This window comes from Streptomyces sp. NPDC048612, assembly GCF_043199295.1.
Taxonomy (GTDB): domain Bacteria; phylum Actinomycetota; class Actinomycetes; order Streptomycetales; family Streptomycetaceae; genus Streptomyces.
The window spans coordinates 260,033-282,827 of sequence record NZ_JBICVV010000002.1; the positions used below are offsets into that span (position 1 = coordinate 260,033).

The following is a 22,795-nucleotide window of genomic DNA, read 5'->3' on the forward strand; positions in this document are numbered from 1 at the left end:
CGTGTGGCGCCGCCTTCAGTCCTCGGCCGGCGCCGCCGTCTTCTTCGCCGCCGCCTTCTTCGCGGTGGTCTTCTTGGCGGTCGTCTTCTTGGCCGTGGTCGTCTTCTTCGCCGCGGTCTTCTTGGCCGTCGTCTTCTTGGCGGCCGTCTTCTTGGCCGGCGCCTTCTTGGCCGCCTTCTTCGCGGTCTTCTTCGCCGGCCCCTTGGCGCGCTTCTCCGCCAGCAGCTCGTAGCCCCGCTCGGCGGTGACGGTCTCGACGTCGTCGTCCCGCCGCAGCGTCGCGTTGGTCTCGCCGTCGGTCACGTACGCACCGAAGCGGCCGTCCTTGACCACCACCGGCTTGCCGCTGACCGGGTCCGTGCCCAGCTCCTTCAGCGGCGGCTTGGCGGCGGCCCGCCCGCGCTGCTTGGGCTGCGCGTAGATGGCCAGCGCCTCGTCGACGGTGATCGAGAAGAGCTGCTCCTCGGTCTCCAGGGAACGCGAGTCGGTGCCCTTCTTCAGATACGGGCCGTAGCGGCCGTTCTGTGCGGTGATCTCGACGCCCTCGGGGTCCTTGCCGACGACCCGCGGCAGCGACATCAGCTTGAGCGCGTCCGCCAGGGTCACGGTGTCCAGGGACATCGACTTGAAGAGCGAGGCGGTGCGCGGCTTGACCGCGTTCTTGCCGGTCTTCGGGGTGCCCTCGGGCAGGATCTCGGTGACGTACGGGCCGTAGCGGCCGTCCTTGGCGACGATCTGGTGACCGCTGACCGGGTCCATGCCCAGCTCGAAGTCACCGCTCGGCTTGGCGAGCAGCTCCTCCGCGTACTCCAGGGTCAGCTCGTCGGGCGCCAGGTCGTCGGGGACGTCGGCGCGCTGGTGGCCCTCGGCGTCCTTCTCCCCGCGCTCCACATACGGGCCGTAGCGGCCGACCCGCAGCTTGATGTCCTCGCTGACCGGGAAGGACGAGATCTCCCGGGCGTCGATCGCCCCCAGGTCCTCGACCAGTTCCTTGAGCCCGCCGAGGTGGTCGCCGTCGCCGTTGCCGGCGTCCGCGGCACCGCCCTCGCCGTGCCCCTCGCCGAAGTAGAAGCGCCGCAGCCACGGCACGGACTGCGCCTCACCACGGGCGATGCGGTCGAGGTCGTCCTCCATCTTGGCGGTGAAGCTGTAGTCGACCAGCCGGCCGAAGTGCTTCTCCAGGAGGTTGACCACCGCGAACGACAGGAAGGACGGGACGAGCGCGGTGCCCTTCTTGAAGACGTAGCCGCGGTCGAGGATCGTGCCGATGATCGACGCGTAGGTCGACGGGCGACCGATCTCGCGCTCCTCCAGCTCCTTGACCAGGGTGGCCTCGGTGTAGCGGGCGGGCGGCTTGGTGGCGTGCCCGTCGGCGGTGATCTCCCGCGCGGCCAGCGCGTCGCCCTCGGCGACCTGCGGCAGCCGGCGCTCGCGGTCGTCGAGCTCCGCGTTGGGGTCGTCGGCGCCCTCCACATAGGCCTTCAGGAAGCCGTGGAAGGTGATGGTCTTGCCGGACGCGCTGAACTCGGCGTCCCGGCCGTCTGCGGAGCGGCCGCCGATCTTGACCGTGACGGAGTTACCGGTCGCGTCCTTCATCTGGGAGGCGACGGTCCGCTTCCAGATCAGCTCGTAGAGCCGGAACTGGTCGCCGGTCAGGCCGGTCTCGGCCGGGGTGCGGAAGCGGTCGCCGGAGGGGCGGATCGCCTCGTGCGCCTCCTGGGCGTTCTTGACCTTGCCGGCGTAGGTGCGCGGCTTGTCCGGCAGGTAGTTCGCGCCGTACAGATGGGTCACCTGCGCCCGGGCCGCGGCGACCGCGGTGTCCGAGAGCGTGGTGGAGTCCGTACGCATATAGGTGATGTAGCCGTTCTCGTACAGCTTCTGCGCCACCTGCATGGTCGCCTTGGCGCCGAAGCCGAGCTTGCGGCTGGCCTCCTGCTGGAGGGTGGTCGTACGGAACGGGGCGTACGGGGAGCGGCGGTAGGGCTTGGACTCGACCGAGCGCACCGCGAACTCGGTGTGCTCCAGGGCGGCGGCGAGCGCGCGGGCGTTCGCCTCGTCCAGATGAAGGACGTCGTTCTTGAGCTGCCCGTTGGAGCCGAAGTCCCGGCCCTGGGCGATACGGCGGCCGTCGACGGTGTTCAGCCGGGCGGTCAGCGTCGACGGGTCGCTCGCGTCCCCTGCCCGGCCGGTCGAAAAGGTGCCGGTGAGGTCCCAGTACTCGGCGGAGCGGAAGGCGATGCGCTCGCGCTCCCGCTCGACGACGAGACGGGTCGCCACGGACTGCACCCGGCCTGCCGACAGCCGCGGCATGACCTTCTTCCACAGGACCGGCGAGACCTCGTAGCCGTAGAGGCGGTCGAGGATGCGGCGGGTCTCCTGGGCGTCGACCAGCTTCTGGTTCAGATCGCGCGGATTGGCGACGGCCTCACGGATCGCGTCCTTGGTGATCTCGTGGAAGACCATCCGGTGGACGGGGACCTTGGGCTTGAGGATCTCCTGGAGGTGCCAGGCGATGGCCTCGCCCTCGCGGTCCTCATCTGTGGCCAGGTAGAGCTCGTCGGACTCGGCCAGCAGCTCCTTGAGCTTCTTGACCTGGTCCTTCTTGTCACTGTTGACGACGTAGATCGGCTGGAACTCGGCGTCGACATTCACGCCGAGGCGGGCCCAGGGCTCGCCCTTGTACTTCGCCGGGACCTCTGCGGCGCCGTTCGGCAGATCGCGGATGTGTCCGACGCTGGCCTCGACCACGTAGCCAGGGCCGAGGTAGCCCTTGATCGTCTTCGCCTTGGCAGGCGACTCGACGATGACGAGTCGGCGGCCGCCGCCGTCTGTGGTCTCGCTGGTCGGGGACAACTTCGCTCTTCTCTCCGGTCGACGCTGGGATTGCTCCCCGGCCGGACGCCGGGGCGCACTGCGGTGACGCTTGACGCTGCGGAGTGTGACGGTACCTCCCGGCCCCGTGTCAAACGGAAAAACCCCGCAACGCCACTCGAACGGTAACCCGACTACATGCCTTCATGCCGCCCGGACCGCTTCAGGCGCCCGGCACGGGCCCCGGGGGCGGCCCCATGGATCATGACGGGGCCGTTCCGCTCCCCGGTGTCCACGCCGGCCGTTCCGTGCGCGCCGCGGCCCCGGCACCTCCGGTGATCTCACACAGTGACGAATCCCTTGCACCACACCGCCCGCCCGGGTCCGGTCACCGCACCGTCCACCGGACCGGCGACTGTCACAAGGCGGCGCCGGATGCCGTCATTGCCTTGATACAGCACGTGAGCGGGCTGGCAGGATGGACACGGCACGGCTCGCCGTTGGAGCCGCATGTCGCCGTCGTCACGCACTCTCGGGGGGAACAGCACCCATGGCCCATCAGCACCCCGGACCGCCTCCGGAGCAGCCGCCCGGACCGCCCGGCCAGAACCCTTACGCCGCACCGGAGAGCGCCCCGCCCTCGGACGCCGGCTACGGCTACCCGCAGGGCGGCCGCCCCGGGGAGCCCGGATACGGCTATCCGCCCGCCGCGCAGCCCCAGCCCGGTTACGGCTATCCGCAGGACGCCGGACAGCCGGCGCCGCCGCCCGGTTTCCCGGCGGGCCCACAGATGCAGCAGCCGGGGCCCGCCGGCTTCCCGCCCGGCGCCCAGCCCGGCGGGATGTCACTGTCGCTCGGCGATATCGCGGTGACCGGCGACACGATCATGACGCCGGCCGGGCCGATGCCGCTCAAGGGCGCGGTGTGGACGGCGACCGACATGTCGCGGACGGAGGAGAAGATGCCGACGCACGCGGTCGTGCTGGCCATCGTCTTCTTCCTCTTCTGTCTGCTCGGTCTGCTCTTCCTGCTGATGAAGGAGCGGGTGACGACCGGGTTCGTGCAGGTCACGGTGAACAGCGGCGGCCGGCACCACTCCACGATGATCCCGGTGCAGTCCCGGGAGCAGGTGATGTTCCTGCTCAACCAGGTCAACTACGCGCGCTCGCTGAGCGTGTGAGCGCCGGGGAGCCCTGGGGGCCGGCCGAGCCCGCCGGCCCCACGGGGGCTTCGGTCCGGACCCGCACCCTCCGCCGGGCGGCGGTCATGCTCGGCGCCGGTACGGCGGCGGCCGCCTATCTCTGGCACACCGATCCGCACCAGCCGGGGCAGCTGCTGATCCCCTGCCCCTTCAAATGGGCCACCGGGCTGCTGTGCCCGCTGTGCGGCGGGACGCGGATGGCGTACGACCTGATGCACGGCGAGCTCGTGACGGCCTTCCACGACAACGCGGTGCTGCTCGTCCTGGGCGGGCCGGCCGTGGCGTACGCCGTGGGGCGCTGGCTGGTCGCCGGCCTCCGCGGGCGGGTGCACCGGCCCCGGCTGTCAGGCCGCGGCAATGCCGTGGTGCTCGGCATTGCCGCGGTGTGGATGCTCGCCCGCAATCTCGTCGGCTAGGAGGTCTGACGGTCCGGCGACGGTCCGGACCGTCCGGCCTCGTTGCCCCGCTGCGCCGGGGTCAGCGCACGGTGACGGTGACCACCGGGGAGACGGTGCTGCCGGTGGCCATGCGGAGCTGGTTGACGCCCTTGAGGCCGAGCTTGACCCGCACCGCGTACGCGCCGCTGGAGTTGACCGGGGTCTGCGCGGGCAGCGAGACCCACTTCGTGCCCTGCTTCTGCTGGACGGTCAGCTTGGTGCCGGCCTTGATGCCCTTGGCGATGCCGGTGATCCGGAACTGCTCCCAGGCCTTGACCGTCGTCGCACTGGCCTTGGCCGTCAGGGAGGCGGCGGCCGGTGCGGTGGCCACGACCGGCTTGGGCGAGTGGAGGTCCTGCGGGGCGGCGAAGGCCGCGGCCGAGCCGCCGGCCAGCAGGGAGACGGCGATGACGCCGACGGCGGCGGAGCGGAATGCACGGTTCATGGAGGTTCCTCACGGAAGGGGCCGGCCCGTTGGGCGACCGGACTGTTGGTGACCTTCACTGAGGAACATGCCCGGCGGCAGCGGAAAGTTCCCTCGTACCGGCACACACCGGCCATTTATGACAGAACTGGCCGGAAGTGAACGGAGCGCCCTTCGAGGGCAGTTGAGGACGACGCCTCGCCACGGGGCGGCGAACCGGCGGGCGGCCGGACAACGGCGCGACGCCCGCGGCTACAGCGCCACCAGCAGCCAGCAGCCGGTCGCCAGGAACGCCACCCCGGCCAGCAGCGTCGTCACGGCGGCGACCGGACGGCTGACACCGTCGGCGACCGGCGCACCGGTCCGTGCGCAGACGCCCGTCCACACCAGCAGTCCGGCGCCGAACAGCGCGAACACCACACCGGCGAATGCCTCGGGTCCAGTCTCCATGCGGGCAGCGTGGCACCCCGGGGCGGCATTCCGGCGAACGCCGGATGAACGGCGCCGGTATGTCGCCCGCCCTGCCCCCGTCTGCCGTACGCGTCAGTCCTGCGCGGCCACCGGCTCCAGGAACCCCTGCTCGACCAGCATCCGGATCGAGGCCGGAGTGCGGTCCCGCAGCAGGACCGGGTCCTCGCCGACGAGTTGGGCGATGGCGTCCAGAATCCGTCCGGCGGGCAGGGTGCCGTCACACACACCGGCGAAGCCCGCGCCGACCGTGTCCACCTTCGTGGCCCTCCGCACACCGCGGTTCTGACGCAGCACCACGTGCTCCGGGTCCTCCGCCCCGGGCAGCCCGACCTGCTCCTGGACCACCTCGTCGGCGAGCCGGAAGTGGCCGGAAAGCAGTGCCGCGTCGTCGGTGGTCCGCAGAAAGTCCTGGCGCTCGAAGTACCGTACGACCGACTCCCCAAGGGGCTGCTCGACCGGATGCGGCCATTCCTCGACGGTGACGGAGGGGTTGTCGGAGCCGGACTTGCGCAGGGTGATCCAGCCGAAGCCGATGGCCTTGGTCTTGCGGGCCTCGAACTCGTCGAGCCAGGCGTCGTACCGCGCGGCGTACGCCTCCTCGTCCGCCCGGTGGTCGCCCGCGTCGCGCAGCCACAGCTCGGCGTACTGGGTGACGTCCTGCACCTCGCGCTGCACGATCCAGGCGTCACAGCCCCGCGGCACCCAGGACCGCAGCCGGTCCTGCCACTCCTCGCCCGCCACGTGCTGCCAGTTGGCCAGCAGCTGGCAGTATCCGCCGTCGTTGAGGTGTGCGGCGGCCTGCTGGACGAGCGTGCGGCACAGGTCGTCGCCGCCCATCCCACCGTCCCGGTAGGTGAGCCGGGCGCCCGGGGAGATCACGAACGGCGGGTTGGACACGATCAGGTCGTACGTCTCGTCACCGACGGGCTCGAACAGCGAGCCCTCCCGCAGGTCCGCCGTGCCCGCCCCGGAGAGCGCCAGGGTCAGCGCGGTGATCCGCAGCGCCCGGGGGTTGAGGTCGGTGGCCGTGACACGGGAGGCGTGCTGCGCCGCGTGCAGCGCCTGGATGCCGGAGCCGGTGCCGAGGTCGAGCGCCCTGCCGGCCGGCCGGCGCACGGTGATCCCGGCCAGCGTCGTGGACGCCCCGCCGACGCCGAGCACCAGCTCCGCGCGGTCCGCCTCCCCGCCGCCCCGGATACCGCCGGCCCCGCCGACCGCACAGCCCAGGTCGGAGACGATCCACCAGTCCTGCCCCTCGGGGCCGCCGTAGGGACGCACGTCCACACTGGCGCGCACCTCGTCGCCGTCCTGCACCAGCCAGCCGTCGGCGAGGCAGTCCTCGACCGGCAGCGCGGCCCGCGCCCGCCGCAGCTCCACCGGGCGCTGGAGCAGGAACAGCCGCACCAGGGTCTCCAGCGGGCTGTCGCCGCGCGTCGCCCTCAGGGCGGGGACGGTCTCGCTGCGGGCGAGCGCGGCATAGGCCGGCGCGCCGAGCAGCTCCAGCAGCCCGTCGGCGGTGAAGGCGGCGGCCAGCAGCGCCTCGCGCAGCCTGGCCGTGCGGGCGTTGCTCTCGGGGTCCTGGGCATCTGCGGTGGGGAGGTGCGTACTCACACCCACCATTGTCGGCCCTGCCACCGACAATCGGCGACGGCCCGGCGGCACACCCTTCCCGGGCGCGTCGCCAGGCCGTCGGAGCCGTTGGCGGTGGTGCGGATCTCCCGGCTTCCGGGCGCGGCCCCTCGTGCGGCCGCGCCGGGAAGCTCGTGCGGACGCGGCCTAGGACTTCTTGGACTGCGTGGGCGCCGGGGAACCGGAGGCGGCCGGGCTCTGACAGCCCTTCTGGGCGGCCATCGCCGTGCCGACGTCACCGGCCTCCAGGTTCTTGAAGGCGGCCTCGCTCTGCTTGTTGAGCTTGTTGATGCCGTTGGAGAGGTCGCGCAGCCCGTCCGCGAACTTCAGCTTGTCCGAGGTGTCCAGGCCGTCGACCTGCTTCTGGAGGTCCGCGTAGCCCTTGGACAGCGAGTTGAGCTCCTTGACGGCGTTCTGCTGGGCCTGCTTGCCCTCTTCGGTCGGCGGGGGCCCGGCCTTCTCCAGGGACTTGGCCAGCGAGGCGTAGGCGCTGGAAATCTTCTGGAAGGCGGCGGAGTCCGTCTTCTGGACCTTCTTGGAGTCCGTGCTGCCGTTGTCGGCGGTCTGCATGGCGCCGTTGGCGTCCTGGATCTGCTTGAACTGAGCCTGCGCAGGGTCGCAGAAACTCTTCGCCCAGTCATTGAGCTTCTTGCTGCTGTCGTCGCTGCAACCGGTCAGCGCGAGTACCAGTGCGGCACCGCCGGACAGTGCAGCCACAAGCTTCTTGTTCACCGGATTGGTCCCTTCCATGGCTCTCGGCCCCGGAACATACACGCCGAAAGGGTCCGGCCCACCGGTCGGGCATCCCGCCCTGCCCTCATTGCAGCCATTTGCACCAAGGACCGCAGGGCCACCCGGGCACGCGGAAGGCGGGTGGCCGGCGCCTGCAAAATACGCCGTCCACCCGCCCAGTTGAGCGGTCCGCGGGCCCTTCCGGTGGTCCTTACCGGCTAGGAGGCCACCACTGTCTTGGCCGACTTGGCGATGCTTTCCGAATCCTCGGAGTTGTCTTCGTCACCCACGGCGATTCCGCGCCGCTTCGAGACATAGACCGAACCGACGATGACGGCGATCGCCAGCAACGCGACCACGAGACGGACGCCCGTGCTCTTGTCCTCGCCGTATGAGAACTTGACCACAGCGGGCGCGATCAGCAGCGCCACCAGGTTCATGACCTTCAGCAGCGGGTTGATCGCCGGGCCCGCGGTGTCCTTGAACGGGTCACCGACGGTGTCACCGATGACCGTCGCGGCATGCGCCTCGCTGCCCTTGCCGCCGTGGTGTCCGTCCTCGACCAGCTTCTTGGCGTTGTCCCACGCGCCACCGGAGTTGGCGAGGAAGACCGCCATCAGCGTGCCGGTGCCGATCGCACCCGCCAGGAACGAGCCGAGCGCGCCGACGCCGAGCGAGAAGCCGACCGCGATCGGGGTGAGCACGGCCAGCAGCCCGGGGGTGGCCAGCTCACGCAGGGCGTCCTTGGTGCAGATGTCCACGACCCGCCCGTATTCGGGCTTCTCGCTGTAGTCCATGATCCCGGGGCGCTCCCGGAACTGCCGGCGCACCTCGAAGACCACCGCGCCCGCCGACCGCGAGACCGCGTTGATCGCCAGCCCGGAGAACAGGAAGACGACCGAGGCGCCGAGGATCAGCCCGACCAGGTTGTTGGGCTGCGAGATGTCCAGGCTGAGCCCCATCCCGGTGGCGGCGTTGCCGACGCCCCGCACGGCGGTGGCGATCGCGTCCCGGTACGAGCCGAAGAGCGCGGCCGCGGCCAGTACGGCCGTCGCGATGGCGATGCCCTTGGTGATGGCCTTGGTGGTGTTGCCGACCGCGTCCAGGTCGGTCAGCACCTGCGCGCCGTCACCGGTGACATCGCCGGACATCTCGGCGATGCCCTGCGCGTTGTCGGAGACCGGGCCGAAGGTGTCCATCGCCACGATCACGCCGACGGTGGTCAGCAGGCCGGTGCCGGCCAGTGCCACCGCGAACAGCGCCAGCATGATGGAGGCACCGCCCAGCAGGAACGCGCCGTAGACGGCCAGACCGATCAGCACCGCCGAATAGACCGCCGATTCCAGGCCGATCGAGATACCGGAGAGCACGACCGTGGCCGGCCCGGTCAGCGAGGTCTTCCCGATGTCCCGCACGGGCCGCCGGGTGGTCTCGGTGAAGTAGCCGGTCAGCTGCTGGATCAGCGCGGCCAGCACGATGCCGATGGCGACCGCCACCAGCGCCAGCATCCGCGGGTCGCCGGGGGTGCTCAGGATCTCGACGTCGGTGACGCCCTTCAGGCCCTGGTAGCTGGACGGCAGGTAGGTGAACACGGCGACGGCCACCAGGACCAGCGAGATGCCCGCGGAGATGAAGAAGCCGCGGTTGATGGCCGTCATGCCGCTGCGGTCACTGCGCCGGGGCGCGACCACGAAGATGCCGATCATCGCGGTGAGCACCCCGATGGCCGGGACCAGCAGCGGGAAGGCGAGCCCGGCGTCGCCGAACGCGGCCATGCCCAGGATGAGCGCGGCGACCAGGGTCACCGCGTACGACTCGAAGAGGTCGGCGGCCATACCGGCGCAGTCACCGACGTTGTCGCCCACGTTGTCCGCGATGGTCGCGGCGTTGCGCGGGTCGTCCTCGGGGATGCCCTGCTCGACCTTGCCGACGAGGTCGGCGCCGACGTCCGCGGCCTTGGTGAAGATGCCGCCGCCGACCCTCATGAACATCGCGATCAGCGCGGCACCGAGGCCGAAGCCCTCCAGCACCTTGGGCGCGTCGACGGCGTACACGAGCACCACGCAGGAGGCACCGAGCAGCCCCAGCCCCACGGTGAACATTCCGACCACGCCGCCGGTACGGAATGCGATCTTCATCGCCTTGTGGGAGACGGCCGTGAGATCCCTTTCCCGGGGATCGCCCTCGTCCGGAGTGGCTTCCCGGGCGGCCGCCGCGACGCGCACATTGCTGCGTACGGCGAGCCACATGCCGATATAGCCGGTGGCCGCCGAGAATCCGGCGCCGATCAAGAAGAAGGCGCTGCGTCCGGCCCGCTGCGTCCAATTGTCCGCAGGCAGCAGCATGAGCAGGAAGAACACCACGACGGCGAATACCCCGAGGGTCCGCAACTGCCGTGCCAGGTAGGCATTTGCGCCTTCCTGCACCGCCGCCGCGATCTTCTTCATACTGTCGGTTCCCTCACCGGCCGCGAGCACTTGGCGGACCAGCACCGCCGCGACAGCCAGCGCCGCCAGGGCGACCACGGCGATCACCAGCACGATGCCGCGATTGCCCGCCGTGAGCGACGGCCCGGCCAGAAAAGTGGGGGTGTCAAGCAACTGAGGGGTGTAAGGCCCCGCCATTCGTCCTCCTTGACGTTTGGCACATGGGCGCGCGGAAGCACGCTCAGGCGTCCTGAGCAAGATGTGGACGGATTGTAGGGAGCCGCGGTTGATCAAAACAGTACGCGTCAAAGGGAATTCGCCGGTGGCAGCGAAGATCAAAAGGCCGGGGCGGTACGGAATTCGCCCGGACGAAGGAAAGCGTCGAATTCGCTGACCACGGCCCGATGATCTCCATGTCCTACTGATCGCCAATGGAGCACCGGCTGATCGCCGCTGCTCAAGGACGCCGCCCCGGAGCCTGAGCCGATTGAGGTACGCGTGACACCGGAGAGAATTGATCCGCCCGCCTACGGCCGAACGGGTGCCCCCTCCGGCCCGCACCGCTCCCCGCGCCCCGGTGAGGGACCGTCAGATCGAGTCCGGATCGCAACGCATGCGACGGGCACGGAGCGGGGGGCGGGCTGGGCCGGGGCGGCGAACCGTGGGGCGGTCCGGGGGCCCGTGCCGCGTCCGCACGGCCGGCGTGCGCCGGATCGGCGTCGGTACGGGGCTGAGGCCGTCACACGGCTTGGCTCTCGCGGGGCCGGGCCATCCCGCCGGAAGGGGAGCTGTTCGCCGGCTCAGAGCCCGGCAGAGGGCCGTAGGGGCGCTCTCTCCGGGATCTCGTGGCCGCGCGGCCGGGCCGGTGCCGCGCTGGTGAGCGAGGCCGCTACACCCGCTGTCACGGCCCTTGGGGCCACTGTGGGGAGATCGGGCACCCCGAGGACGTGACGGCCTCGTGCCGCGGCGCCTACGGAGGGCGTGGCCACCTACGGAGAGCAGGGTGTCGTCACCTACGGAGAACGTGGCCGGCTACGGGCAGCGCGGTTTTCGGAGACTCCCCGCTCACGGGGCCGCCGCACGCCCTACGGCAGGACCGCGGCCGTCGCGGTGGGCCAGGTCATGCGGATCAGCCCGCCGTCCTTGCCTGCGGTCACCTCGACGTCGTCGACCAGACCGCTGATCACGGCGAGGCCCATCTCGTCCTCGCCTTCGGCGTCGGTCTCCGCGGCGCTCTCGGCCTCGTCGGCGCCCCGCGCCGTGCCGGAGTCGCCGGTCACGCCGTCGCCCACCTCGATGGAGAACTTCTTCTCGTCCTCGATCAGCAGGACCCGGACGGGCGAGCTGATGTCATGGCTCTCGTGCAGGCCCACGGCGCGGCTGCACGCCTCACCGACGGCGAGCCGCACCTCGTCCAGGACGGCCTCGTCCACCCCCGCGCGCCGTGCCACCGCAGCCGCGACCAGACGCGCGGTGCGGACATGCTCGGGAAGGGCGCTGAAGCGAAGTTCGACGGTGGCCATGCCATCCCCCTAGTGATGCGGGCGTGCGACGCAGGGGGCCGGACCTCCGTCCGGTACCCCCCACTGCTTCCTCCCCCCGCGCCTGCTGGCGCGGGGGACCGGCAAAACCGTCAGTCAGTCGCCGAGACGGCTTCGTCGACCGAGGTGTGAATCGGGAACACCTTGGTCAGTCCGGTGATACGGAAGATCTTGAGAATGCGCTCCTGGTTGCAGACCAGGCGCAGCGAGCCCTCATGGGCACGCACTCGCTTGAGCCCACCGACCAGGACGCCGAGCCCAGTGGAGTCCAGGAAGTCGACACGTTCCATGTCCACCACGAGGTGGTAGCTTCCGTCGTTCACAAGCTCGACCAGCTGCTCCCGCAGCTTGGGCGCGGTGTATACATCAATCTCGCCACCGACCTCGACGACCGTACGGTCGCCAACGGTCCGGGTCGACAGGGACAGGTCCACGGATCCTCCAGCACCTTGCTATCGAGCGGTCGCCCCCCTGGGGCCTCCCCACCGTAGGTAGGGGCGGATCTGGCAGCCGCGATGGCATTCAATCACTTACCGGCAGGCGTGCACGACGCCCTTTAAGCATTGTCCGTCACTTCCGGTGACACACTCGGTGCCGATGGCCTCCAATCCAGTCCCGCCGGATGCGGGCGCGCGTACGTCCCCAGGCATGATTCTCGAACGTCTCACCAGGGGCGCGACCCGCGCTGCGCGCATCACTCATACGGAGCACTTGCCCCCGCGCATCGGCAGCCATGCCGACTGGCCGGAACAGATCCGGCCGGAAGTGATCGCCGCCATCCGCTCGGCCGGAATCGAGCGTCCCTGGGCCCACCAGGCACGGACATCCGAACACGCGCTGCGCGGCGAATCGGTCGTGGTCGCCACCGGCACCGCCTCGGGGAAGTCCCTGGCCTATCTCGCCCCGGTGCTCTCCACGCTCCTGGACGGCTCCGAGGCCCCGAACGGGAGAGGGGCCACGGCCCTCTATCTGGCCCCCACGAAGGCGCTGGCGGCTGATCAGCGGCGCGCCGTACGGGAGCTGGCCGCGCCGCTGGGCACGGCCGTCCGGCCCGCGGTCTACGACGGCGACACCCCCGTCGAGGAGCGCGAGTGGGTCCGCCAGTACGGCAACTACGTCCTGACCAACCCCGACATGCTGCACAGCGGCATCCTGCCGTCGCACCCCCGCTGGTCCTCCTTCCTGCGGGCGCTGCGCTATGTCGTCATCGACGAATGCCACAGCTACCGCGGCGTCTTCGGCTCCCATGTCGCGCAGGTCATCCGCCGACTGCGCCGTATCTGCGCCCGCTACGGCTCCGAACCGGTCTTTCTGCTCGCCTCCGCCACGGCCGCGGAGCCGGGGCAGGCCGCGACCCGGCTGACCGGTCTGCCCGTGGTGGAAATCACCGAGGACACCTCGCCGCGCGGTGAGGTGGTCTTCGCGCTGTGGGAGCCGCCGCTGACCGAACTCCACGGCGAGCAGGGCGCCCCGGTCCGCCGGACCGCCACCGCCGAGACCGCGGATCTCCTCACCGACCTCGCCGTCCAGGGCGTACGCACCGTCGCCTTCGTCCGCTCCCGGCGCGGCGCCGAACTCATCGCCCTCATCGCCCAGGAGCGGCTCGCGGAGGTGGACCGCTCGCTGCCCGGACGGGTCGCCGCCTACCGGGGCGGCTATCTGCCCGAGGAGCGCCGCGCCCTGGAACGCGCCCTGCACAGCGGTGAACTGCTCGGCCTGGCCGCCACCACCGCGCTCGAACTGGGCGTGGACGTGTCCGGTCTGGACGCCGTGGTCATCGCCGGCTATCCGGGGACCCGGGCGTCCCTGTGGCAGCAGGCCGGGCGGGCGGGCCGCTCCGGGCAGGGCGCGCTCGCCGTGCTCGTGGCCCGCGACGACCCGCTGGACACCTATCTCGTGCACCACCCCGAGGCACTCTTCGACCAGCCCGTCGAATCCACCGTCCTCGACCCCGACAACCCCTACGTGCTCACCCCGCACCTGTGCGCGGCCGCCGCCGAAATCCCGCTCACCGCCTCCGACTTCCCGCTCTTCGGGCCCGCGGCCGACGGGCTGATGCCGCAGCTGGAGGCCGCGGGCCTGCTGCGCCGGCGCGCCAAGGCCTGGCACTGGACGCGCCGTGAGCGCGCCGCCGACCTCACCGACATCCGCGGGCAGGGCGGCTCGCCGGTACAGATCGTGGAGACCGGTACCGGACGGCTGCTGGGCACCGTGGACGCCGCCGCCGCGCACATGACGGTCCACGACGGCGCGGTCCACCTCCACCAGGGCCGTACCTACCTCGTGCGGCAGCTCGACCTCGCCGACGACGTGGCGCTCGTCGAGGAGGCCGCCCCGCCCTATTCCACGACCGCCCGGGACACCACCGCGATCTCCATCCTCGACACCGAAACCGAGATCCCCTGGGGCGACGCCCGGCTGTGCTTCGGGTCCGTCGAGGTCACCAACCAGGTCGTCTCCTTCCTGCGCCGCAAGCTGATCACCGGCGAGGTGCTGGGCGAGACCAAGCTCGATCTGCCGCCCCGTACGCTGCGCACCCGCGCGGTGTGGTGGACGGTCACCGAGGACCAACTCGACGCCGCCCGGGTCAATCCCGAGCAGCTGGGCGGCGCCCTGCACGCCGCGGAACACGCCTCCATCGGCATGCTGCCGCTCTTCGCCACCTGCGACCGCTGGGACATCGGCGGTGTCTCCGTGCCGCTCCACCCGGACACCCTGCTGCCGACCGTCTTCGTCTACGACGGGCACCCGGGCGGCGCCGGATTCGCGGAACGCGCCTTCCACACCGCCGCCGCGTGGCTGGGCGCCACCCGTGAGGCGATCGCCTCCTGCGAGTGCGAGGCCGGCTGTCCTTCCTGCATCCAGTCGCCCAAGTGCGGCAACGGCAACGACCCGCTCCACAAACGGGGCGCCATCCGGCTGCTGGGAGAGCTGCTGCGCGGTGTGCCGCAGGGGGCGCAGCAGCGGGTGTAGTGGGCGTGGCGGGGACGCCGCGGCGGGCCGGGCGTGGACCGTGGTGGCCGGGGCCGGAGCGGTCCGGTCCTGAGCGGTTCGGTCCTGAGCCGGGGCACCGGGCTCCGGTGGCCCGGCCCGTGCCCGTACACGGGAGGTGAACGGGCGGCTGCCTGCCTCGGCCGAGACGTCGGCGACCTGCCCCGTCACCGCGCAGCGCACCAGGCGGGTGTGCTGCGCGACCGCCACCCGGCGGGCCGCCGCGCAGGCCACGGCCCGGCCCCGCAGCGCGTGATCCGCGGCGGCCAGCGCCGCCAGGTCCGCGGCGCCACCCGCCCGGTGCCGCGCCGCGACGGCCTGGCCCACGCCGATCAGGGCCACGAATACCGCGCAGAGCGCCGCCGTGGCGAAGACCGTGCAGACCGTCGCCGAGCCCTCATCGCCGTACCGTCTCCTCCGCAAGAGCCACCGCCTCCCCCGTGACCTGCACCGTCATCCGCCCCACCCCGGGCAGCGCGGCGGCGACCCGTACCCGCACCAGATCGCCCTCCCGTGCCACGGCGATCCGCGCGCCCCGTGGCGCCGCGCCCCGGGCCGCCGCGATCACCGCCGCCCGTGGTTCCGACCGCGCCGCGGCACGCGCCCCGGCCCGTGCGGCGTCCACACACTCGATACGGGCGCAGACCGCCATCAGCCCCCAGACGAGCGCCGCCACCACCGCCACCAGAACGGGGAGGACCACGGCCGTCTCCGCCGTCACGAATCCGGCGTCCCGGGTCCGCGGGGTGCCCCGGGCCCGCGGACCCGGGGCGGCGCAGTCAGAACTGGACATTGATCGCCCTCTCGAGCGCCGACCGCAGCAACGCCTGCACCGGTCCGCTCGTCACGACCTTGTAGAGCACCGCGGCCAACGCACACGCCGCGAGCGTCCCGACGGCGTACTCCGCCGTGGTCATCCCCCGGTCGTCCGCCCCGATGCCACGCAGCTCCGCCCACCACCGCCGCAGCCTTCCACTCCGAAACATGCGAACCCCCTTTGAACGGCCCCGATGGCGGGGCCCTGATGAATGGCCTCTGTTGAGTGGCCTCTGTTGGTTGGTCTGCTGGTTGGTCTGCTGGTTGGTCTGTTGGTTGATGCCTGCTGCTGTACGGCTTCTGCGGGCCGGGTCTTGGCGGCTTCTGGTGAGTCGGCTTCTGGCGTCTCGGCTGAGCGGATTCCGGCACGGACGGGGAACCGGTCTCGCCGGCAGGCCCGGGGGCGGCCCGGTCCGGCCCGACCCGCGTCCGGTCCGGTCCGGTGCGGCCAGGCCCCTGCCCACGAACGCGCCCCACTCGCCGCTCAGTTGTGTCCCAGCAGCCCGCTCGCCAGCCCGATCAGCACGGGTGCCACCCCGAGCGTCAGGAACGCCGACAGAAAGCACGCCGAGAGCGGCAGGGTGACCAGCACCCCGGCCCGCCGGGCCTGTGCGGTCGCCACCCGGGCCTGCTCCGCCCGGAGTTCGGCGGCGATCCGGGACGCCGACTCGACGGCCGGCACCCCGGATATCCCGGCGCGCTCCATACAGCGCGCCAGCCCTTCGGCACCGGGAAGGGACGCCAACCGTGGCCACACGACCGCCGGTTCACCGCCCAGGCGCAGTTCCGCCGCCACCTGGCGCAGCCGTTCGGCGACCGGCCCGTCGAGCGACCGGCCCACCGCCTCGGCCGATTCCCGTGGGCCCGCCCCGGCCGCGAGGCAGGCCGCCAGCAGATCGCCCGCCGGTGCCAGCTCCGCCCGTACCTCCGCGTCCGCCGACCGCGCCGCTTCCACGCCCCGTTGGCGGACCAGGCGGTGATGCACCCCGTAGCCCACGGCGAGTCCCACCAGGACGCCCGTCATGCCGCCGACGAGAACGGCCAGGAGACCGGCCGCCGCCAGGGGCCCGGTCCACTCCCGCGGCCGGGCGTTCCGCTGCCTGCCGTCGTTCACCGCCGCGGTGCGCCTCCGCCACCGGGCACGGACGGACGTTCCGGCCCGCGCCCCGCCCCTGCCGCACCGGTCCGGTCCGGCGCCCCAGACCGCCGAGGCCCGTCGCCGTACGGCGCGTCCGCGGCGTGCCTCCCGCACCAGCGCCACGGCGCACAGCATCGCCGCCATGGCGGCCAGCATCATCCCCACCCTGTGGACAACTTCCGCGCTCACACCGATCCCCCCTTTGCGCCTTCCGCGGCCGCGACGATCCGGGCCGTCCAGGCCACCCCGCCCCACTCCAGGAGCCCGCCGACCACCAGGCAGCCCCACCCGGCGGGGGTGTGCAGCAGCACCCGTAGGGGGTCGGCGCCCAGTGCGCTGCCCATCAGGAGCCCGGCGGCCGGCAGCAGCGCCAGCATCAGGGCGGTGGCCCGTGGGCCCGCCAACTGGGCGCGCAGTTCCTCGCGCTGATCCCGCTGCGCCCTGAGCCCGGCAGCGATCCGCTCCAGCCCCGAGGCCAGCCCCGCGCCGCCCTCCACGGCCACCTGCCAGCAGGCGGCCATACCGGTCAGCCCCGCGGCCCCTGGCCGGCGCGCGGCCGAGCGCAGCGCCTGGGGAACGTCGCCGCCGTACCGCGCGGCCGCCAGCACCGCCGAGCCCGCAGAGCCAAGGCCCGGCGTCCCCACGGCCAGCAGGGCCTGGGCGGGCTGCCGCCCGGCCCGCAGTTCCCCCGCCACGGCAGCGCACAGCCCGATCACCGCGGCGGCCCGCCGGTCGCGCACCCGCCCCGCGCCTCGGGTGGCCAGCCACCGGCGGACGAGGAACAGGGCGACCACGGAAGCGATCACCGGGGCCACGGACTCGCCCAGCACCGACAGCGCCAGCCCCACCGGCAGACACCAGACCTCCTGCCCGACGTCCCCCCAGCGGCCGAGGCTCCAGCGGCGCCCCGCCTCCCCCTCGACCAGCCGCCCGGCGCACCACTTCCGCACCTCCTCGCGCCGGCCCCCTGCCGGGTCCGCAGCGCCGGGGCCGGCGAGCAGCGCCCGGGCGCGCCGCCGTACGTCCTCCGGCCGGCCACCGGCCGACCGGAGGGCGGCACCCGCGCAGACCACCGCGCCCAGCAGCGCCACCCCTGCCACACTCATCGGGACACACCCCCGCCCCGCTCGCACAGCTGCCGCAGCCGCTCCCAGCCGCGCTCCTCCCGGAAGCCGGCCGGGCCCCAGACGGCGGCCGGTACGGTCACCACGAAGCCGTCGCGGTCCCGCTCCAGGACATGGAGTTCGGCGACCCGGCGCCGCCCGGCCCGGTCGCGTACGAGATGCAGGACGACCGAGAGCGCCGCCGCCAGTTGGCTGTGCAGCGCGGCGCGGTCGAGGCCGGCGGTCGATCCGAGGGCCTCCAGGCGCGCGGGGACGTCGCACGCGGCGTTGGCGTGGACCGTGCCGCAGCCGCCCTCATGGCCCGTGTTCAATGCCGCCAGCAGGTCCGTGACCTCGGCACCGCGCACCTCGCCGACCACCAGCCGGTCCGGACGCATCCGCAGGGCCTGCCGCACGAGGTCCCGCAGCGTCACCCGGCCGACGCCCTCCTGGTTGGCGGGCCGGGTCTCCAGCCGCACCACATGGGGATGATCCGGCCGCAGCTCCGCCGAGTCCTCGGCCAGGACGATCCGCTCGGCGGGTCCGACCAGGCCGAGCAGGGTGCTGAGCAGAGTGGTCTTGCCGGAGCCCGTACCGCCGCTGATCAGGAACGACAGCCGGGCCGCCAGCAGCGACCGGAGCAGCCGGTCGCCGCCCGGCGGGACCGTGCCGGCCGCCACCAGTTCGGCGAGGCCGAAGGCCCGCGGCCGCAGCACCCGCAGGGACAGACAGGTCCCGGCGACGGCCACCGGGGGCAGCACGGCATGCAGCCGGGTGCCGTCCGGCAGGCGGGCGTCCACCCAGGGCCGGGCGTCGTCCAGCCGCCGGCCGGCCACCGCCGCCAGCCGCTGGGCGAGTCTGCGCACCTCCGCCGCGTCCCGGAAGCGGACGTCCGTGCGCTCCAGCCCGCCGCCGCGGTCCACCCACACCTCGTCCGGTGCGGTGACCAGGACGTCCGTGACGTCGGGAGCGGCCAGGAGCGGTTCCAGCGGCCCACTGCCCACCATCTCGGACCGCAGGGCGGCCACCACGCCCAGCACTTCGGCGTCCCCCAGCAGCCGCCCCTGTTCGCGCAGCGCCACGGCCACCCGGGCGGGTGTCGGCTCCGCGCCGGCCTCGGCGAGCCGCCGGCGCACCCCCTCCAGCAGATCCTGTCCCTGGCTCATACCCGGCCTCCGCCCCGGCCGCCCGCACGCGAGGTCACCCGGGCGGCCACGGGCCCCCTCGCAGCGACACCAGACCCTGGCCCCGCGCCGGACGGCGGCCCGTTCCCGTCACCCCCGCTCTCCGCCAGCCGCTCCCAGAACGCCGTGCAGAACCTCGCCAGCGGCCCGCGCACCTGCGCCCCCGGTGGCGCCCCGCGCGACAGGTCCGCCAACAGGCCCGCCTCCCAGGGCACTTCACCGGCCAGGGGCAGCTCCATGAGGCGGGCGATCTCGTCCGGCGGCAGGCCGTGCCCATGGCGGCCGGGAGCGCCTCTGGCCACCACGCGCAGATCGCCGAGCGCCTGCTGCACCCCGGCGGCCACCCGCTGCGCCGCCGCGACCGCGCGCAGCTCCGAAGGGACGAGCAGCAGTCCCATGTCCACCTGGGCCAGGGCCTCCGTCACCGCCGCGTCGACCCGGCGCGGCAGGTCCACGACCACAACACCGCCTCGTCGGCGCGCCGCGGCCATCACCGCCCGCATGGCCGGGGGCGGGATGGTGACATCGGAACCCCGGTCCCAGCTGAGGACGCGCAGCGCGTGCAGCCGCGGCAGTGACTCGGCCAGCGCGCCGCAGGCCACCCGGCCCCGTGATTCGGCGAAGGCGGGCCAGCGCAGGCCCTTCTCCTTCTCGCCGCCCAGCAGGACGTCCAGGCCGCCGCCAAGCGGGTCGCCGTCGACGAGCAGGGTGCGCCGCCCCGCGCGGGCCGCGGTGACGGCCAGCGCGCCGGCCAGGGTGCTCGCTCCGGCACCGCCGCAGCCGCCGATGACGCCGACCGTCAGGGCCGGCGGTCCGACGCCCTCGACCGCATCGGCGATCCGGTCCGCCAGCCAGCGTTCGCCGTCGGGGAGCGCCAGCACCCGCTCGGCTCCGAGAGCGACGGCCAGCCGCAGGACCGATGGATCGTCGGCGTCCCGCCCGGTGACGATGACGCCCTCCCGGCGTCCGGCGCCGCGCATACGGGGCGCGCAGTCGGCACCGACGATCACCAGGGGCGGTGCTTCCCAGTCCGCTCTGCGCGCGGGCAGGCCGTGCGCCACTTCGGGCAGCGCCCCGGCTGCCGCACACAGCCGCAGAAGATCGTCGAGGAGTCTTTCGTCCTCGGTGATGATCAGCGGCGCGCCCCGCTCCTCGCCGGTGTGAACCGGCCGTTCCGATGGCGTCATTCCGGCCACGTTCCGTCCCCCTATCGCTACGCGACTCGCACGTCCCGCGAACTCGCGGACTTTTACGCTGCAACGATCGGGAAAATCTTGTGGATCTTGACGCGAAATTGTGGACAACTCCGTGGCTGTGGATATCCCTGTCACCTATTCCGGCGACAGGCCACTTCCGGGTTCGACACCTTCCACAGAGGAGCGCCTTGACTACGCCGCGTAATGGCGCGGGAGGCCTGGGTCTGCTGGCGCCGCGTGGGCGCGGGGAAGTGTGGATCAGCGTCCGATGACGGAAAATGCGTCCGGACATGCGACGACCCCCGCCGGGGGGGAGAGCGGGGGTCGTCCCCACGGCCGACTCGGGGGGGGAGGAGCCGGACCGGGTTAGCACGGTCGCGAACGATCCGTGACTTCCATGGTGTACCCGAGAGCCTTCTCAGGCAAACCCACGCGCCACACCTTACGCCGAATGGTGGGCGCCTATGCTCGCCCCGTGGAAAACCACTCCGTGCCTCACTCGACTCCCCGTACTGCCGCGTTCTTCGACTTGGACAAGACCGTCATTGCTAAGTCGAGCACGCTGACCTTCAGCAAGTCGTTCTACCAAGGCGGCCTGATCAATCGGCGGGCCGTACTGCGCACCGCGTACGCCCAGTTCGTGTTCCTGGCGGGCGGTGCCGACCACGACCAGATGGAGCGGATGCGGGAATATCTCTCCTCACTGTGCCGCGGCTGGGACGTGGCCCAGGTGCGGGAGATCGTCGCCGAGACGCTGCACGATCTGATCGACCCGATCATTTATGACGAGGCGGCCTCGCTCATCGAGGAGCATCACGCCGCGGGCCGCGACGTCGTGATCGTCTCGACCTCGGGCGCCGAGGTGGTCGAACCGATCGGTGAACTCCTGGGCGCGGACCGGGTGGTGGCCACCCGTATGGTCGTCGGCGAGGACGGCCGCTTCACCGGCGAAGTGGAGTACTACGCCTACGGCCCGACCAAGGAGGAGGCCGTACGGGAGCTCGCCGAGTCCGAGGGATACGACCTCGAGCGCTGCTACGCCTACAGCGACTCGGCCACCGACGTCCCGATGCTCTCGGCGGTCGGCCATCCCTTCGCGGTCAATCCGGACCGGGCGCTGCGCCGCGAGGCGGTCGCGCGGGGCTGGCCGGTCCTCTCCTTCAGCCGGCCGGTCCCGCTCAAGCAGCGGCTGCCGGCACTGTCGATGCCCTCGCGGCCGGCGCTCGCCGTCATGGCCGGGGTGGGCGCGGCCATGGCCACCGCGACCCTGGTCTGGTACGCGAGCCGGCGGAAAACCGCGAAGCCGCGGCTCGGCCTTATTGCCCGGAGCGGTCGCCCCGCCCGTAATGCCCGCGTCTGAAGTCGGACCCAAAGATCTGGTAGCTGGGGTTCCGCTTCCCCCGCCCGAGGAGTACAAAGGACTTAACGGCCCGCGAGACCAAGGACATCCGAGAGGAACACCTTTACGCAGGAAGTGGCCCACGGACCGATGCATGAAAGCTGGGCACCCACGCGACGCCGACCCGTCGATTACGGGCCAGCCGCACCAGGTAACCGGACGAAGATTCCGACCTGATGGGCACATATCCGAGCACGCTTGGTAACCCGGCGGACATGCCAGCGGCGGTACCACCGATTGGTACCGCCGCAACCCTTTGTTCAGGGTGAATGAAGCAAACCTTCCGGAATTCTCCGCGCGTAGCCCAAAAGGTTTCGCCCGACCGCCCGTTATGCTGCGCCGCGCTGCAGCGCCTCACAGACGGCGGTGCTCTCCCGTACGCCGAGTTCCACCGCGCGCCCGCAGTGGGCGATCCACGAGGCGACGCCCTCCGGGGTGCCCGAGACGTAGCCCTCCAGGGCCGCGACATACGCCGCGCGCCCCTGTTCGGCGTGCCCGACCTCGGCGGGACAGATCGACTTCGGATCGAGTCCGCTGCCGACCAGCACGATCCGTTCCGCGGCCCGGGCGACCAGCCCGTTGCACGTGGCGAACGGCCGCAGCGCGAGCAGCTCGCCGTGCACCACCGCCGCGGTCACCAGCGCCGGCGCCTCGCTGCCCGCGAGGAGCAGCCGCGCCAGCCCGTCCAGCCGCCCGGCGACCTCGTCGGCATCCGGCAGCGGCAGCTCGATGAGCGGTTCGTCCACCGGCTCGGCGCCCAGCCGGGGCCGGCCCACCGTCCCGTCGGCCGCATCGGCGCCCTGTCCGCTGCCTGACGCCGCCACCAGGTGGAGCCGCGCCAGGACCCGCAGCGGCGACTGCCGCCACACGCTGAGCAGCTGCCCGGCCTCGGCGGTCAGCCGCAGCGCCGCGCCGACCGTGCGCGGCTCGCCCTCGACGCCGAAGTCGGTGCGGCGCCGGACCTCTTCGAGCGCCCAGTCGGCGCCCGAGAGCGCCGCGGAACCGCGCGCTCCGCGCAGCGCCGCCTCGGACGTCACCTCGTTGCTGCGGCGCCGCATGACCCGGTGCCCGTAGACCCGGTCGACGCCCTTGCGTACGGAGTCCACGGAGTCGGCGACTCCCGGGAGCGAGGCCAGGGTCACGAGCGGGTCGCTGCTCGCCTGCGGGGGTTCGGGGGGCGTCCCCCGGGAGATTCCAGCCATGGGTACGACCCTACGCACCACCAGGCCGGACCCCTCGAAGGAGTGGTCTTCTTCACGCAGCCCTCTCACTCGGAGCGAGATCAACATTACCCTT

19 protein-coding genes and 1 pseudogene are annotated in these 22,795 nt (G+C 72.2%); 4 read left to right on the forward strand and 16 right to left on the reverse strand.

The window, feature by feature from the left end:
* Positions 1-15: 15 nt before the first annotated feature.
* Complete coding sequence (topA, locus tag ACGFN2_RS04435; protein ID WP_362603599.1) at positions 16-2,853, reverse strand: type I DNA topoisomerase; 2,838 nt, start codon at positions 2,851-2,853, stop codon at positions 16-18.
* Between the two features lie 508 nt (positions 2,854-3,361).
* Here topA and ACGFN2_RS04440 point away from each other — a divergent pair.
* On the forward strand, positions 3,362-3,991 hold the full coding sequence (locus tag ACGFN2_RS04440) for a hypothetical protein (protein WP_393357468.1): 630 nt from the start codon (positions 3,362-3,364) through the stop codon (positions 3,989-3,991).
* Positions 3,988-4,428 (forward strand): DUF2752 domain-containing protein, encoded by a 441-nt coding sequence (locus ACGFN2_RS04445; protein ID WP_393357470.1) that lies wholly within the window; start codon positions 3,988-3,990, stop codon positions 4,426-4,428. The genes ACGFN2_RS04440 and ACGFN2_RS04445 overlap by 4 nt, the downstream gene beginning before the upstream one ends.
* Positions 4,429-4,489: 61 nt before the next feature.
* On the opposite strand, the gene ACGFN2_RS04450 is transcribed toward ACGFN2_RS04445, so the two are convergent.
* The 7 genes from ACGFN2_RS04450 to bldG form a co-directional block, all read right to left on the reverse strand.
* Positions 4,490-4,894, reverse strand: coding sequence for a hypothetical protein (locus ACGFN2_RS04450; protein ID WP_362603605.1), 405 nt, complete (start codon positions 4,892-4,894; stop codon positions 4,490-4,492).
* A gap of 231 nt (positions 4,895-5,125) precedes the next feature.
* Positions 5,126-5,323: a hypothetical protein gene (locus ACGFN2_RS04455; RefSeq protein WP_362603607.1), complete on the reverse strand. Its 198-nt coding sequence runs from the start codon at positions 5,321-5,323 to the stop codon at positions 5,126-5,128.
* Between the two features lie 93 nt (positions 5,324-5,416).
* Entirely contained in the window at positions 5,417-6,964 is a 1,548-nt protein-coding gene (locus ACGFN2_RS04460) for a methyltransferase (RefSeq protein WP_393357473.1), read from the reverse strand.
* A 156-nt stretch (positions 6,965-7,120) separates the two neighbouring features.
* A complete protein-coding gene (locus ACGFN2_RS04465; protein ID WP_362603610.1) occupies positions 7,121-7,705 on the reverse strand; it encodes a small secreted protein in 585 nt (194 codons plus the stop codon).
* A gap of 218 nt (positions 7,706-7,923) precedes the next feature.
* Positions 7,924-10,329 carry a sodium-translocating pyrophosphatase gene (locus ACGFN2_RS04470; RefSeq protein WP_362603612.1) on the reverse strand — a complete coding sequence of 802 codons (2,406 nt, stop codon included), beginning with the start codon at positions 10,327-10,329 and terminating at the stop codon, positions 7,924-7,926.
* An 887-nt stretch (positions 10,330-11,216) separates the two neighbouring features.
* Positions 11,217-11,654 carry an ATP-binding protein gene (locus ACGFN2_RS04475; RefSeq protein ID WP_362603614.1) on the reverse strand — a complete coding sequence of 146 codons (438 nt, stop codon included), beginning with the start codon at positions 11,652-11,654 and terminating at the stop codon, positions 11,217-11,219.
* 110 nt (positions 11,655-11,764) lie between these two features.
* On the reverse strand, positions 11,765-12,106 hold the full coding sequence (bldG, locus tag ACGFN2_RS04480; protein ID WP_046926810.1) for an anti-sigma factor antagonist BldG: 342 nt from the start codon (positions 12,104-12,106) through the stop codon (positions 11,765-11,767).
* Between the two features lie 277 nt (positions 12,107-12,383).
* Here bldG and ACGFN2_RS04485 point away from each other — a divergent pair, with 277 nt between their 5' ends.
* Positions 12,384-14,645, forward strand: a complete 2,262-nt coding sequence (locus ACGFN2_RS04485; protein ID WP_393357991.1) for a DEAD/DEAH box helicase — start codon at positions 12,384-12,386, stop codon at positions 14,643-14,645.
* A 168-nt stretch (positions 14,646-14,813) separates the two neighbouring features.
* Here ACGFN2_RS04485 and ACGFN2_RS04490 read toward each other — a convergent pair.
* The 7 genes and pseudogenes from ACGFN2_RS04490 to ssd form a co-directional block, all read right to left on the reverse strand.
* Positions 14,814-15,005: pseudogene (locus ACGFN2_RS04490) on the reverse strand (Rv3654c family TadE-like protein); the annotation flags it as partial.
* Between the two features lie 55 nt (positions 15,006-15,060).
* Positions 15,061-15,456, reverse strand: coding sequence for a TadE family type IV pilus minor pilin (locus ACGFN2_RS04495; RefSeq protein WP_393357476.1), 396 nt, complete (start codon positions 15,454-15,456; stop codon positions 15,061-15,063).
* Complete coding sequence (locus tag ACGFN2_RS04500; protein WP_362603618.1) at positions 15,443-15,649, reverse strand: DUF4244 domain-containing protein; 207 nt, start codon at positions 15,647-15,649, stop codon at positions 15,443-15,445. The genes ACGFN2_RS04495 and ACGFN2_RS04500 overlap by 14 nt, the downstream gene beginning before the upstream one ends.
* A 314-nt stretch (positions 15,650-15,963) precedes the next feature.
* Positions 15,964-16,806 carry a type II secretion system F family protein gene (locus tag ACGFN2_RS04505; RefSeq protein ID WP_393357479.1) on the reverse strand — a complete coding sequence of 281 codons (843 nt, stop codon included), beginning with the start codon at positions 16,804-16,806 and terminating at the stop codon, positions 15,964-15,966.
* The gene (locus tag ACGFN2_RS04510; RefSeq protein ID WP_393357481.1) at positions 16,803-17,723 is read right to left on the reverse strand and encodes a type II secretion system F family protein; all 921 of its coding nucleotides are present in this window, start codon (positions 17,721-17,723) and stop codon (positions 16,803-16,805) included. The genes ACGFN2_RS04505 and ACGFN2_RS04510 overlap by 4 nt, the downstream gene beginning before the upstream one ends.
* The gene (locus ACGFN2_RS04515) at positions 17,720-18,886 is read right to left on the reverse strand and encodes a TadA family conjugal transfer-associated ATPase (RefSeq protein WP_393357483.1); all 1,167 of its coding nucleotides are present in this window, start codon (positions 18,884-18,886) and stop codon (positions 17,720-17,722) included. The genes ACGFN2_RS04510 and ACGFN2_RS04515 overlap by 4 nt, the downstream gene beginning before the upstream one ends.
* The gene (gene ssd, locus ACGFN2_RS04520) at positions 18,883-20,091 is read right to left on the reverse strand and encodes a septum site-determining protein Ssd (RefSeq protein WP_393357485.1); all 1,209 of its coding nucleotides are present in this window, start codon (positions 20,089-20,091) and stop codon (positions 18,883-18,885) included. The genes ACGFN2_RS04515 and ssd overlap by 4 nt, the downstream gene beginning before the upstream one ends.
* A gap of 460 nt (positions 20,092-20,551) precedes the next feature.
* Here ssd and ACGFN2_RS04525 point away from each other — a divergent pair, with 460 nt between their 5' ends.
* A complete protein-coding gene (locus ACGFN2_RS04525) occupies positions 20,552-21,460 on the forward strand; it encodes an HAD-IB family hydrolase (protein WP_362603627.1) in 909 nt (302 codons plus the stop codon).
* 368 nt (positions 21,461-21,828) lie between these two features.
* Here ACGFN2_RS04525 and ACGFN2_RS04530 read toward each other — a convergent pair whose 3' ends face one another.
* Entirely contained in the window at positions 21,829-22,701 is an 873-nt protein-coding gene (locus ACGFN2_RS04530; RefSeq protein ID WP_393357487.1) for an oxidoreductase, read from the reverse strand.
* Positions 22,702-22,795 lie beyond the last annotated feature (94 nt).

Bases quoted from the DNA above. Each gene is read 5' to 3' on its own strand.
- ACGFN2_RS04440 (WP_393357468.1), top strand. From the start codon at position 3,362: ATGGCCCATCAGCACCCCGGACCGCCTCCGGAGCAGCCGCCCGGACCG.
- ACGFN2_RS04450 (WP_362603605.1), bottom strand. From the start codon at position 4,894: ATGAACCGTGCATTCCGCTCCGCCGCCGTCGGCGTCATCGCCGTCTCC.
- ACGFN2_RS04455 (WP_362603607.1), bottom strand. From the start codon at position 5,323: ATGGAGACTGGACCCGAGGCATTCGCCGGTGTGGTGTTCGCGCTGTTC.
- ACGFN2_RS04460 (WP_393357473.1), bottom strand. From the start codon at position 6,964: ATGGTGGGTGTGAGTACGCACCTCCCCACCGCAGATGCCCAGGACCCC.
- ACGFN2_RS04470 (WP_362603612.1), bottom strand. From the start codon at position 10,329: ATGGCGGGGCCTTACACCCCTCAGTTGCTTGACACCCCCACTTTTCTG.
- ACGFN2_RS04475 (WP_362603614.1), bottom strand. From the start codon at position 11,654: ATGGCCACCGTCGAACTTCGCTTCAGCGCCCTTCCCGAGCATGTCCGC.
- ACGFN2_RS04495 (WP_393357476.1), bottom strand. From the start codon at position 15,456: ATGTCCAGTTCTGACTGCGCCGCCCCGGGTCCGCGGGCCCGGGGCACC.
- ACGFN2_RS04500 (WP_362603618.1), bottom strand. From the start codon at position 15,649: ATGTTTCGGAGTGGAAGGCTGCGGCGGTGGTGGGCGGAGCTGCGTGGC.
- ACGFN2_RS04510 (WP_393357481.1), bottom strand. From the start codon at position 17,723: ATGAGTGTGGCAGGGGTGGCGCTGCTGGGCGCGGTGGTCTGCGCGGGT.
- ACGFN2_RS04515 (WP_393357483.1), bottom strand. From the start codon at position 18,886: ATGAGCCAGGGACAGGATCTGCTGGAGGGGGTGCGCCGGCGGCTCGCC.
- ssd (WP_393357485.1), bottom strand. From the start codon at position 20,091: ATGACGCCATCGGAACGGCCGGTTCACACCGGCGAGGAGCGGGGCGCG.
- ACGFN2_RS04525 (WP_362603627.1), top strand. From the start codon at position 20,552: ATGGTGGGCGCCTATGCTCGCCCCGTGGAAAACCACTCCGTGCCTCAC.
- ACGFN2_RS04530 (WP_393357487.1), bottom strand. From the start codon at position 22,701: ATGGCTGGAATCTCCCGGGGGACGCCCCCCGAACCCCCGCAGGCGAGC.